A 12,769-nucleotide genomic window follows, 5' to 3' on the forward strand; every position below is an offset into this window, starting at 1 on the left:
GACATCGAATGCGACCGACGACAGAAGAGTCGCGGCATGCGCCAACCGGATAGGCGGCGCTGTCACATTTTCTATTTTACATAATATACATTATGCGGTATTCGTGGATGACTAAGGCGCACAGAGCGCCGCCTATGGCACGATGAAGCTACCCGAACACCGCTCGCCGGTCTGCGTGTAAGAGCTACCGTCCACTAAGATCACCACTCCGCTCGCGCAACGCTGATTACTAGCCAGCCGACGCGGGCGTTTTGCTTGGGCCGCCTCAGAGGCAATGCGTGGATCGGGTGAAAAATACGGCATTGACGGCGACGAAACAGAGGGAGCCGCCATCGTGGTAATCGACTTCACCAAAGCATTGATCTGCTGCGTTTCACGGTAGCTTTGGATCGCCGAAAAGATGGCAAATGCCAATGCACATAATGCCGTTGCGGCAATATTCGCCCAAAAAACGCCCCAAAAAACCTCTGAACGATCCGTCGACATGCCCTGCTCCACCCCTGAAAGATCGCAGAATAGCGCAGCCTTCGTCCAGGTGGACGGGCGCGGCCACGTCCGCTGCCTGAGGTATAAACGGACCCCATGACGCGGCCAGGCCAAGCCTGGCTCCCCGTGCTCCATTCGACATCAGGAAGGTGCCAACGCATGATGACCGACGATATCCAGGCCTGGCGCAGGGCCCGGCGACCGATCGCCTTTTTCTTCGGCGCGTTCGGCGACCACCTCCTTGCCCGTCCCGGCATTCTCGCCCTGCAACGGATCTTCGAAGGACGCCTGTCGTTCGCCGGTACACCGGACGCGTGGGAGCGCTTCTATCCGGACGCCGGTTTCCGGTCGGTGCATGCGATCCACATGGGCGCGACAAACAACGCGTTCGCCTTCGATCCCGCCCAGTTCGAGACATTCGCTTCCGACTTCGATGCTTTCATCAACCTCAACTGGTGGGAGTCCGACGACAACCTGGATATCGTCCGCCGGTTTCCCGACATACCCCACCTGAGAATCGCCAGCCATGGCGGCCGTCTGGCCCCGCTCACCGATACAGCGCACATGGCCGACAGTGCGTTCGTCATCGCGCGATACCTGGACGATCGCCTGCACATCGACGATTTCGCCACCCTGCCGCCACCCTCTACGCGCTCGATCGCCCTTTGCCGGCAGCTTCGCGATCGATTGCCTGCCCACGCCCGCCTGCTTGTCGTGCACACGCATACGAAATCCGACAAGGAATGGGACGCCGTTCGCTTTCGTTCCGTCCTCGAACGCTTTCTTGACTCGCATGACGACCATGTCGCCGTCGTCATCGACCCGGACGACCGAGGGCTCGACTTCGGCCGTCACGAGCGCCGGGTATTCAGCATCGAGGGCATGGATCTGGCGGCCACCACGGCACTGGTCGCCACGGCGGACCTTTTCCTCGGCGTGGACTCGTATTTCCTCCACGTCGCCGACTTCGCGCGCGTGCCGACCGTCGGTCTCTTCGGCCCGACGTCACCGGCGCTGTGGGGATGTCGCTTCACGCGCGCTCGTCATGTGGCCGCAAAGTCGATGAGCGACATTGGCGTGGATGCCGTCCTCGATCACCTCCATGCCCTGGCTCGCATCGAGCGCGTAAGCGCCTGACCTGGTGGATTCGAAAGAAATTGCGCGATGCGTCGCCATCGATGCAGTTAACGCGTAGGCGTGAACTGAATTACTTGTAGGACTATTCCTACAAGTAATTCAGTCGGGGAGTGTAATCAATCGCTTGCATGCAGTCATCACCGACACGATTCTGCGTTTTCACAAATCACCCTTCCATGAAGCATTGACCCGATCAACTCGGCGACCGTAGGCTCAGGCCTCGCTCGTATCGCTGCTAAAGCACGCCGATACGACAGTTGGGGAAAACGGAACAGAAGTTCGTCGCGGCTTTACGAAAGCATCGCGACACTCGCTAGCGAATTCGACCCCAGGACATGACGTTCGTCGCCTTGGCGTACCGTCGTGCCCCAGGTGACTAAAACGCAGTATCCGCAGGGAACGCACCCGATGAAGGTCATCCTGGATTCCGTAGGGCCGTGTCCGACCGCCATCGACGCCCATGTCGTCGACGAAACGCTGGCCCGCCGCCGCTTCGTCAGCCTGCTTCGCTCCCACGGCCATGATGCCAAGGCCATCCGCGGCGAACTGATGTCCATCGGCTGGCACGAGAAGGCCGCCGAAAACGCCATCGCGGAGATCTTCGACAGCAAGAGCATCTCACCGCAGTTGCACGGTCGACGCGTCGGCCCCGACCTTACGCGGCTCCCGTCCCGCCTCGACCTGGGCGATCGCGGGGCCAGCGTACAGGTGCGAGTGCATCATCCCGACCTGTGCCTGGTCGGCGATTTCCTTTCCGCCGACGAATGCGAACGCCTCATCGCGGACGCCACGCCCTTGTTGAGGCGATCCCTCATCATTCGCGCGGATGGCGTCGTCGACGAGAACGGCGAGGAAGCCTACAGCCGCACGAGCGACCAGGCCAATTTCCTTCCCGGCGCGAGCGAACTGGTGGATGCCATCCAGCAACGCGTGTCGCGCTTTACGGGGTGGCCCGCGACGCATATGGAAAACACCCAGGTCGTCAGGTACCGGCCCGGCGCGGACTTCGGCCCGCATCACGACTTCTTCGACCCGGAAGCCCATCGCGGCCTGATCGACCGCGAGGGGCAGCGTATCGCCACGCTCATCCTGTATCTCAACACCCCGCCGGACGGGGGCGTGACGACGTTCACGGATATCGAGCTGGAAATCTATCCGCAACGCGGCTCGGCCGTGTATTTCGCCTACCCGCAGCAGTCGCCGGCATCGCTGACCATGCATTCCGGCGCTCCGCTGGGTAGTGGCGAAAAATGGATCGCGACGTATTTCCTTCGCGACCGGGCCATATCGCAGCACTGATCTGCAGCAACCCTTGGGGGACTTCATGGAATCGATTGCCCGGGCCTTCGCCTCGCCCTACGAGGCCGAATCCGCGACCTTGCCTGCGTTGGTGGCCCTGCGCGTCTTCGAGCGCACGCGAAAGACCGTGTTGTCAGCCATCGACCCGCAGGCGAGCGACGCCGCAGGGATCATGATCGCCGCCATCGCCCCGCCGGCATCGGGTACGTGGAAGCCTGAACTGGGCGTGGTGTCCCATGCGCTGGAGCAGCAGCCTATGCTGGCGGCGCTCCAATTCATCCTCGCCTTTCACCACGATCCGTTCGAGTTCACCTGCACGCTGGAGCGGGAGGGCTCGATCTTCCTGGATGGTCACGTCGTTTCCGTGGCTGGCGATGTCCATGTGCTGGCGACAGAGGGCATGCTCACCCTCCGTTCGCAAGCCGGCGACGCGTCGTTCGGAACACGGCATGGGCGGAAGGTCCTCGCGGACAGCCTGGCGTTCCTGTTGCCACCTGGCGCCGATGGCCAGGGCTTCTACATGATGGCGCCGGGTCCGCCCGCCCGGCCCGCCATCTTCCCCGATCCACTGGCGCCTGCTCATTCGCTGCCCGGCGATATGACGACGTCCACGACCCTTGTCCAGGCCTTCGCCGCGCTCGACGCGACACGCGGCGCCTACGGCACGTGGGTACGCGGTGCCTTGGCCGGCGCGTGCATGGTACCCAAGGGCAACGATGTCGCGGCAACGAGCCCACGCTTTCCCGGACTCGTCGCGCTGCCCTGTGGCCTGGATCGCCTCGACTACATCGAGGTACTGGTGGTCGCGGCATGTCACCAGCGCCTGTGCCAGCTCGCCCTGGTCATGAACCTCGGTGCCGCCGGTCGCGAGGAGGTGCAATACGTGCCCGCACGCCGCTCCTACCTGACCTCCCGTCGCGCGCTGACCGCAGCTCACGAACATATCAATGTCCTGCTGGCCCTGGAATCCGTGGAAGCGGAAGGCGCGGAACGGCGCGATCTCGAACGCCGCATCGAGCGCCGACGACTCATGCTCGCAACCGATTGCCTACCCATTCTGGACACGTCCGACATCCTTAGCGAAGGCGGCGCCGAACTGTGGCGACGCCTTAAAACCTGCCTGGAAGATCATGGCGACGATCGCGTGCACGACGTGATTTCCCTGGTCGAACCGGCAGGAAACGAATCTGTGGGCCCGCAGATACTTGTTGCCGGTGTGGCAACTTGATTACGGAGACTTGAAGATGAGCATTGAAGCAAAGAAGGACGATCTCGCCAGGGCCGCGGCCGAACTGGTGCTGCGCGAACTGGACGAGATCGAAGCAAGGGACATCTTTGGGGGTGATGGTGGCTGGGTGAAGGTCGGACCGGTCCAGCCGGTGCCGCCGGGCAAGCCGGGCGGCCCGGTGACCAGCCAGCCCAAAGCACCGGGCGCCTGACAGCCAAGCCACCAGGACGGGGCGGTTCAACACCGCCTCGTCTTCCGGAGTCCCGGCCCGAAGGAACGCCCGCCATGCGCATCAACGCCCTGTACGTCATCGTCAAGCTCGTCGAACGCTGCAATCTCAAGTGTAGCTATTGCTATTACTACACCGCCGACAACGCCGAGGTCTACGAGCGGCCCGCGCTCATGGCGTCCGGCCATCTCGACGATCTGCTGACGTTCGTCGAGCAGGCCAGGCGTGATACCCCGTTTCCTCGCGTGGTATTCGGTTTCCATGGCGGCGAGCCGACGCTGGCTAAGGCGGCCCATGTCCGTCGTTTCTGCCTGGAAGCGCGCCGCCGGCTGGAGCCGGAACTGTCGGTAGGTTTCTCGCTGCAGACGAACGGGGTCCATCTGTCGGACGATTGGCTCGCCCTGCTCGCCGAACAACGCATGGGCGTCGGCATCAGCATCGATGGCCCGAAAGACATTCACGATCGCTATCGGATGGATCATCGCGATCGCGGTTCCCACGACCGCGTACGCCACACGCTTTCCAGGCTGCTTCCACTCGACGAGGGCGGGCTCATCCATCTCACGGCGCTGGCGGTCATGGGGGACGATTTCTCCGGTGTGCCGTCGTACCTCCATCTCGTCGAGGACCTCGGCGTCCGGCGGATCAAGCTGCTCTTCGTCGACCGTACCGCCGACGAACCATGGTACGGTGCCGACCAGGATCGACTTGCCTCTTTCCTGTGCGACACGTTCGACTACTGGTTGACTCATCATCGCGACTCGGTGGAAGTCGTCTTCTTCGAGACCGTGATCCGCGGCCTGCTCGCGGCGCGCCACGGGATTCGCGGGGATCGTTCTCGCATCACCCTGGGGTTTGCCCTGCTGAGCGACGGTCGCATCCGCATCCAGGACGATTTCATGGTCGCCACCGACTGGTTCTGGTCGCAACGCGACCTCGCGGTAGCCCATGCAACGCTGGACGATTACCTCGGACAACCCCACCTGGAAGCGCTGGTCGGTTCGCTGATCGAGGCGCCCGCGGCCTGCGCCGGTTGCGCGTATGCAGATTCGTGCGCTGGCGGCGAGGTGGCCCATCGATACACCCGTGCACGAGGATTCGAGAACCGCTCGGTGTATTGCCAGGCACTCACCGCCTTCTATCGCCATGTCGACGAGCGGCTCCTGGGCGGCGAGGCCCGCCTGCGTGAAGATCGAGCCGACGTCGACGACGGGGTGCTCGTGGCATGAACGACACGATCGCCGACGATCGCGACGAACTGCCACCGCTGCTCCGCCGCGAAGTGTTCGATCACCCCGGCGGGGTGGACTGGCTGCGAACGCAGAGCGCGGCACCCCTGCGCGGAATGCACGTCGTCGCCACCGCATGCCTGCTCCTTGTCGCGCTCCTGCTGGTCGGAGGACTCGCCATCCACGTGCAGGAACGACGCATCGGCCAGGTCGAAGTCGCTCCCGCCGACGATTGCGGCGCAGGCCTTGCATCGTGCGTTTCGTTCCGCAGGCCAAACGGTAGCGAGGCTCCGCTGCATGTCGGGGCGGAGGTCAGGCTCGGCGACATTTACGGAACGATCCTCCGTGCGCCGACCTCGGCACGGGACGGCAGGATAGCGATCCGGGGCGCCTGGACGCGCGGGCCTGGCGATACGCCACTGAGCGTCACGACACGTTCAAGCCTGCTCAGCTGGGTCTTCGGCCACCCAGCCAGGGATGCGAGTCGATGACCCGGGCGCGCTTCAGCCGTCGTCGAGCCGTCCCCCTCGTCCTGCAGGCAGAGATGCTCGAATGCGCCCATGCCTGCCTGGCCATGGTCGCGAACTTCCATGGCCAGCGCTGGACGCTGGAGCAGCTTAGAGAACGCTTCATTCCGTCTACGCGCGGGACCAGCGTCAGCGCCCTCACGAACATGGCGCAAAGCATCGGCCTGGACACGCGTATCTTCCGCGCCGAACCTGTCCATCTCGGGCGGCTACAGCTTCCCTGTGTCCTGCATTGGGACATCGTCCACTTCGTCGTCCTGGAGTCGATGGCAGACGGCCGTTTCACGGTACTCGACCCCGCGCTCGGCCGCGCCACGATCGATGCCGCCGAATTCGATAAACGCTTCACCGGCATCGCCATCGAGTGCTCTCCCGGAACCACGTTCCATCCGAGCGCGGCCTCCGGTGGAACGAGCGCCTTGCGCCTGCTGGTCGAGGGCCTGCGACACCAGGCCTCCCGATTGGCCGCGGTGGGCGGCCTTGCCCTGGCGCTCGAAATCCTGGCCCTGATCTCGCCACTGTTCGTCCAGGCTGCCACCGACGCGATCATCCCCGCGGCGGACACGTCACTGTTGATCAAGTTAACCTGCGGCTTCATCGCGGTAGCCAGCCTCCACGCGCTGCTTTCGCTTTGCCGGTCGAATCTGCTGATGACCCTGGGTGAACGCCTGTCGGTCAGCTGGAATGCGGCAGTATGCGCCCGGCTCCTGCGCCTTCCGTACACGTTCTTCATCAAGCGGTCGATCAGCGATATCCATTCGCGCTTCGCCTCCATCGAGGAAATCAAGCGCGTCGTCACGCACCGTTTCGTCGAAGGTGCGCTCGACGGCCTCACCGCCGTCCTTTCGCTGGTCATCATCTGCTTCTATTCGCCGATGCTGGTGGCGCTCACGCTGGCTTTCACGCTGGTCTACGGCATCCTGCGCGCCGTCACCCTGCCGCATTATCTCCAGGCCGTGGAGCGCAACATCCATGCGCAATCCTCCCAGCAGGGCCTGCTGCTGGAGATGCTGCATGGTATCCACTCGATCAAGGCCACGGGCGCCGAACCGATCAAGCTCGCCCGATACACCCGTCGCACCAGCGACGCGGCGCGCTCGACCGTGGTGGTCCAGCGCTGGTCGATGATCGTCGATGACATAGGCCAGCTCATTCTCCGCCTGCACTGGATCTGTGCGATCGCCGCCGCCTCGCTGCTGGTCATGCGTGGCCAGCTCAGCCCAGGCATGCTCATCGCGTACCTGACCTATGCGTCGCAGTTCTCGATCCGCTCCACGCATCTGGTGGACCTGGCCTCCGAATGGCGCACCCTTCGACTGCACAACGCGCGCCTTGGCGATATCGTCGCCCACGACGGCGGGAATCCGGGGGCAGGCACCATTCCGGCCGGAGACAATTACCGGATCGACGTGTGCGACCTGTCGTTTCGCTACGATGCCGACGGCCCGTGGATCCTCGACGGTGTCGATCTCGACGTCGGCGATGGCGAGTGCGTCGCGATCAAGGGCCCGTCGGGGACGGGCAAGTCCACGCTGGCGAAACTGCTCCTCGGTCTCCTGGTGCCCGCTCGCGGTGGAGTGTCCATCAATGGCGTCGCGCTCGATGCCATCGACAATGACCACTTCCGGCGATCGGTGGCATGCGTCCTCCAGGACGACCAGCTGTTCAACGGCACGATCGCGGAGAACATCGCATTCTTCGAACCGAATTTCTCCCGCGCGGACGTGGTCCGTGCGGGCAGGCTCGCGCAGATCCACGAGGAAGTCATGCGCATGCCGCTGCGCTACGACACGCGCATCGTGGATCTCGGTGCGTCGCTGTCCGGTGGGCAGCGCCAGCGGCTGATCCTCGCCAGGGCGCTCTATCGACGGCCACGCGTGCTGATCCTCGACGAAGCAAGCAGCCATCTCGACCTCGAGAACGAGCGGCTGGTCAACGAGGCGATCCGCGGTCTCAGCGTGACGCGCATCATCATCGCCCACCGCCCGCAGACGCTGGCCATCGCCGACCGGATCTACGAACTCGCGGGGGGAAAACTGCGTGTTGCGGAGACCCAGTCCGCCGCGGCAGGCGATGGCGTCTCGCGCCCCCTATCGACGGAACCTGAGAAGGAGCTTTCCGCATGAGCGTACTCGACGACGATGTCATCGCACGACCGCCGATCGGCCAGGTCGATATCCACGACCACCTGGTGCCCGAAGCGTTGCGACGCTCGCTCATGGCGCTGATGCGTCGCCCTATCTGGGCCTATGGATGGAAGTCGGTGCGCGAACGGGACCGCTACGGTTTCTGGCACGCCCATTTCGCAGGAGGCGAGGAAAACGAGACGTCCAGTTGCGAAGACGCACTCGCGCGCCTCGGTCCGGAACATCCCGTGTTCGCCCTGTGGAGCCTGCTGTCGGAAGGCCCGCTCAGGGGTCATCGCCCGATCCGGGTCTATGCCAACGGCCATACCTACGGCACCGAGGGCTACATCCACACGGATAACCAGGATCCCAGGTGCTACACCGCGATCTACTATGCGCACGGCGCATGGGACGCGGACTGGTCCGGCGAGACGTCGTTCCTTTCCGCCGAGACCGGCGACATCCTCCACGCCGTGCTCCCCGTGCCCGGTCGCCTGGTGCTTTTCAATGGGGCGACTCCGCACGTGGCGCGCGGTGTGAGCCGCGAGTGTCCCGAGTTGCGGATATCGCTCGTCGTCAAGACCTTCGTGCCATGACGACGATCGAGGCCCACGCCGAGCGGGAAACCCTGCTGGGCCGTCTGTTCGTCTTGGGTGCGCAGGCGCAGGCGCATGGCTCGCGCACGCTCGACGCGCACCTCGCGGGCACGTACGACATCCTGTTGCGCTGGGGTGCCGCACCATCGACATGCGTGGCCGGCATGTTCCACAGCGTCTATGGCACGAATGCCTTTCGCCACCGCTGCCTGTCCGGGGACGAACGCGGGACATTGGAAGGCTTCATCGGCACGGACGCCGAGCGCCTGGTTTACCTGTTCAGCGTCTCGGACCGCCCGGCGGCACTGATACAGGCGCTTTCGTACGACGGAGACGCGCCGACGCTCGTCCATCGCGTGACCGGCGAGGCGATCGCCGTCACTCGCGACGAACTACACGAGCTGCTCGCCATCGAATGCGCGAACCTGCTCGAACAACGCGCCACCGCGGGCTTTCTGGAAAAGATCGTCGGCCTTTCCGACGAACAGCGTATCGCCCTCGTCGGCCGCGCCGCGGCCCGCGATCTCGTCAGCCATGTCCGCCCGGAGGCGCCATGATCGTCACCGCAATGCCGCTCAGCACGACGCAGGAAGACCGATCCGATTTCGCGCGTCGCAAGTACGCCCGCCTCCCCGGCCTGTTTGCCCCCGACGTCCTCGACATCGCCTTCCGTTATTACCTTTCCTACGTGGCTGTCGAAGGATACTTCCATACCCATCCGCGCTATCACGCCCTGGATCGCTATGCGGATGCACTGGGCGAGGCGATGATGCCCCTGGTGCAGAAACGCGTGGAAGACCATGTGGGATCCCCGCTTCTACCTACCTACTCGTTCGCGAGGATCTACACGACGGAGTCCATCCTGAAGAAGCACGTCGATCGTGGCGCCTGCGAATACAGCGTCACCCTGACCGTGGGCTATCGCAATACGAATGGACTATGGCCGATCTTCGTCGAATCGGAAGGCGAAACGCTTTCGGTGGAACTGGATGTCGGCGACGCGATGGTTTACAAAGGGATGGAGGTGCCGCACTGGCGCGAGTCGTTGCCTCAGGGGATCTGGTGCCAGCTGTTCTTTCATTTCGTCGCCGCCGACGGCCCCCTGGCCGGGCACGTATACGACGACAGGGAGCATCTCGGCCCCACGTTCGACGTGTCGCTTCTCGCATGAGCAGGCGACGCGGTGCATAGACAGCAAGCGAATGGAGAGTCGTACACCGTGCGGACCGATCTTGCGACCTATTACCTGGGGCTGGCCTTCCGACGCTGCGTCAGGAACCTGCCCATGGTGATCCTGCTCACCGGCACGATGGCCGTCGGCATCGCTTCGTGCATGACGGCCCTGACTATCTTCGCCGCCCTGTCGGGCACCCCCATCCCCGGGGTCAGCGAGCAGTTGTACGTCGCCACCATGGATACCCGGACCGCCTCCAGTTCCGACAACGCCAACTACACGCGCCCCAACAGTTACTTTTCGCTGGGCGATGCCAAGGCGCTGGTGGACATTCACCGCGCCCCTCACCAAGCCGCCTTTTCCAGCACCTTTCCCCAGGTCGGCACCGCCGACGGTGCGCGCTCGGACCAGGTCGCGGGGTTGATGGCCTACGGCCAGGCGGCGGAGCTGTTGCAACTCGGCCTCGTCCATGGTCGGGCCTGGAGCCCCCAGGAAGAACGCGATCGCCTGCCGGTCGTACTGATCGACACGAACCTCGCACAGCGCATGTTCGGTACGGACAACGCCGTGGGGCGCGACCTCAGGATGGGGCAGCGGCTCTTTCATGTCATCGGCGTCTACGCGCCATGGAAGCCGCGCACCAAGTTCATGGATCTTCCACATAACGACGGCCAGGTGCTGGAACAGGCCCAGCAGGTGGTGGTGCCGCTGGAAGCGGCACTGGACGGTGGCGTGGGCCCGTTGGCGCTGGGCGATTGCGGCGACGACTCCGCGAAGGTCACCTTCCAGTCCACCAAGGTGGAAGGCTGCCGCTGGCTCGAGGTATGGGCGGCATTGCCCTCGGCCACCCATGTGTCCTCGTTCCGCGACACCCTGCTCGCCTTCGCCGACACCCAGCACCAGGCCGGACGTTTCCGTTATCCGCCCCAGGCGCGTCTGTACGGCACGTCGGCATGGATGGCGGCCAATCACGTGGTACCCGACGACGTGAACCTCAACGCCATGCTCGCGGGGGCATTCCTGTTGCTGTGCATGGTCAATGTGGCCGGCATCCTGGCTGCGTACTTCCTGCGCAGGAAGGCCGACACGATCGTGCGCCGCGCGCTCGGTGCCACCCGGCGCGCGCTCTTCGAGCAGCACATGCTGGAAGCCGGCCTGCTCGGCGTGGTCGGCGGGCTTCTGGCCCTGCCCCTGACCTATCTCGGCCTCCATATCGTGCGGATGCAGCCGGTAGCGTATGCGGAGGCGGCAAGGATGGACCTTCGGGCGTTCGCCTCGCTTCTCCTGCTCTCCCTGGTCGTGGGCGTCGTCGTCGGCATCCTTCCGGCGTGGCAGGCCTGCAAGCTGTCTCCCGCATTACAGATCAAGCAGGCCTGATCCTCCCATGCGCCATATCGTCACGCCCCTGCTCAGGCACTACTTCATGCCCGCCCTCGTGGTGGCCCAGGTCGCGCTTGCCTGCGCGATCATCTGCAATGTGATGTTCCTCATCCAGCAGCGTCTCACGCCGATCATGGCGCCCGATGGCGTCAGCGCACCGGGCCAGCTGGTGGTCGCCTGGCAGGTCACCGCCAGGGGCACGCCCTGGCCCCCGTCGCGCCTGCTCGAGGTCGAATCGGCGCTTGCCCATATCCCCGGCGTCACCGCCACCAGCATCGCCGGCTCCATTCCCATGGAAACGCTGGTGCAGATGAACGGCGATCTCTACGCCGACAACGGCACCAAGACAAACGGCGCGATGTACATCGGCAACGGGCTTCCCGCCGCCCTCGGCCTGAGGATCGTCGCCGGCCGGGATTTCTCCGTGGAGGAGCGCAATCGCCAATACACGGATATCGGTATCAACGCGAGTGGCCCCGCGCTGATCACCCGCGCACTGGCCGAGCGGCTGTTCCCCCATGGCGACGCGCTCGGCAAGGTGATCCGCATCGGCGCCGATGCGAGCGCCGGACGACGCACTGTGGTCGGCATCGTCGAACACCTGATGCGTAACGAGATCACCGACGACAGCAAGATCGATATCGACTACAGCATGGTCGCTCCGGGCATCCCGGGCGCCTGGGCCCTCCCGACCTTCCTCGTCAGGGGCCGTGGCGACGCCGACATGTCCCGCCTGGTCGATGCCGTCAAGGCCACCGTTACGCGTGAACTCGGCAACGAGCTGGTGCCCGGCATCGAACCCCACTTCGAAACCTATGCCAGCTTGCGCGACCAGGCGCTCGCCCGCTCTCGCGCCTCGGTATGGCTACTGACCTCGGTGAGCGTGGTGGTACTGCTGGTCGCCCTCGCCGGAATCTTCGGCCTGACCGGCTATTGGGTACAGCAACGCACGCGCCAGATCGGCGTGCGCCGGGCATTGGGGGCGCGGCGTCGGGATATCTTCCAGTGGCTCCAGCTGGAAAACGGACTGCTGGTCTGCACCGGCGTGATCATCGGCATGACCCTGGCCTACGCCATCAACCTCTGGCTGATGCAACGGTTCGCGATCCCGCACCTTCCGGTGTCGTACCTGCCCCTGGGTGCGTTGACGATGCTCGTGCTGGGTCAGCTGGCCATCCTGTCACCCGCTCGCCGCGCTTCGCGCATCGAGCCCTCCGTCGCCATACGTACCGTCTAGCGCCGCGCCCGATCTCCATCGGGATGTCGTCATGCTTGTATGTGTAGTGCAGTCGGTTGATGAGGTCATCGTAGAACCGTGCCGATGAGGTCACGATGATCCGGCGCGTTTCGTCAACGGC

At 64.3% G+C, this 12,769-nt stretch carries 13 protein-coding genes; 12 read left to right on the forward strand and 1 reads right to left on the reverse strand.

What is annotated here, in order from left to right; genetic code table 11:
* Window positions 1-132: 132 nt before the first annotated feature.
* Window positions 133-486 (reverse strand): hypothetical protein, encoded by a 354-nt coding sequence (locus tag HBF25_RS03680; protein WP_166946594.1) that lies wholly within the window; start codon window positions 484-486, stop codon window positions 133-135.
* 159 nt (window positions 487-645) lie between these two features.
* Between HBF25_RS03680 and HBF25_RS03685 the strand changes: the two genes are divergently transcribed.
* The 12 genes from HBF25_RS03685 to HBF25_RS03740 all read left to right on the forward strand — a co-directional run bounded on the left by HBF25_RS03685 (window position 646) and on the right by HBF25_RS03740 (window position 12,648).
* Window positions 646-1,623 carry a glycosyltransferase family 9 protein gene (locus HBF25_RS03685; protein ID WP_166946595.1) on the forward strand — a complete coding sequence of 326 codons (978 nt, stop codon included), beginning with the start codon at window positions 646-648 and terminating at the stop codon, window positions 1,621-1,623.
* Between the two features lie 408 nt (window positions 1,624-2,031).
* Window positions 2,032-2,922, forward strand: a complete 891-nt coding sequence (locus HBF25_RS03690) for a prolyl hydroxylase family protein (RefSeq protein WP_166946596.1) — start codon at window positions 2,032-2,034, stop codon at window positions 2,920-2,922.
* A 25-nt stretch (window positions 2,923-2,947) separates the two neighbouring features.
* On the forward strand, window positions 2,948-4,150 hold the full coding sequence (locus HBF25_RS03695; protein WP_166946597.1) for an HEXXH motif-containing putative peptide modification protein: 1,203 nt from the start codon (window positions 2,948-2,950) through the stop codon (window positions 4,148-4,150).
* Window positions 4,151-4,166: 16 nt separating this feature from the next.
* Window positions 4,167-4,361 (forward strand): hypothetical protein, encoded by a 195-nt coding sequence (locus HBF25_RS03700; RefSeq protein ID WP_166946598.1) that lies wholly within the window; start codon window positions 4,167-4,169, stop codon window positions 4,359-4,361.
* A gap of 74 nt (window positions 4,362-4,435) precedes the next feature.
* The gene (locus HBF25_RS03705) at window positions 4,436-5,608 is read left to right on the forward strand and encodes a radical SAM protein (protein WP_166946599.1); all 1,173 of its coding nucleotides are present in this window, start codon (window positions 4,436-4,438) and stop codon (window positions 5,606-5,608) included.
* Window positions 5,605-6,099, forward strand: coding sequence for a hypothetical protein (locus tag HBF25_RS03710; RefSeq protein ID WP_166946600.1), 495 nt, complete (start codon window positions 5,605-5,607; stop codon window positions 6,097-6,099). The genes HBF25_RS03705 and HBF25_RS03710 overlap by 4 nt, the downstream gene beginning before the upstream one ends.
* Window positions 6,096-8,261, forward strand: coding sequence for a peptidase domain-containing ABC transporter (locus tag HBF25_RS03715; protein WP_166946601.1), 2,166 nt, complete (start codon window positions 6,096-6,098; stop codon window positions 8,259-8,261). The genes HBF25_RS03710 and HBF25_RS03715 overlap by 4 nt, the downstream gene beginning before the upstream one ends.
* Window positions 8,258-8,857 (forward strand): 2OG-Fe(II) oxygenase, encoded by a 600-nt coding sequence (locus HBF25_RS03720; RefSeq protein ID WP_166946602.1) that lies wholly within the window; start codon window positions 8,258-8,260, stop codon window positions 8,855-8,857. Before HBF25_RS03715 ends, HBF25_RS03720 begins: the two co-directional genes overlap by 4 nt.
* Entirely contained in the window at window positions 8,854-9,414 is a 561-nt protein-coding gene (locus HBF25_RS03725) for a DUF6817 domain-containing protein (protein WP_166946603.1), read from the forward strand. Before HBF25_RS03720 ends, HBF25_RS03725 begins: the two co-directional genes overlap by 4 nt.
* Window positions 9,411-10,028, forward strand: a complete 618-nt coding sequence (locus HBF25_RS03730) for a hypothetical protein (protein ID WP_166946604.1) — start codon at window positions 9,411-9,413, stop codon at window positions 10,026-10,028. The genes HBF25_RS03725 and HBF25_RS03730 overlap by 4 nt, the downstream gene beginning before the upstream one ends.
* 48 nt (window positions 10,029-10,076) lie before the next feature.
* Window positions 10,077-11,408, forward strand: a complete 1,332-nt coding sequence (locus HBF25_RS03735) for an ABC transporter permease (protein ID WP_341778029.1) — start codon at window positions 10,077-10,079, stop codon at window positions 11,406-11,408.
* A gap of 7 nt (window positions 11,409-11,415) precedes the next feature.
* Window positions 11,416-12,648 carry an FtsX-like permease family protein gene (locus HBF25_RS03740; RefSeq protein WP_166946605.1) on the forward strand — a complete coding sequence of 411 codons (1,233 nt, stop codon included), beginning with the start codon at window positions 11,416-11,418 and terminating at the stop codon, window positions 12,646-12,648.
* Window positions 12,649-12,769 lie beyond the last annotated feature (121 nt).

The organism is Luteibacter anthropi (assembly GCF_011759365.1).
GTDB classification, from domain to species: domain Bacteria; phylum Pseudomonadota; class Gammaproteobacteria; order Xanthomonadales; family Rhodanobacteraceae; genus Luteibacter; species Luteibacter anthropi.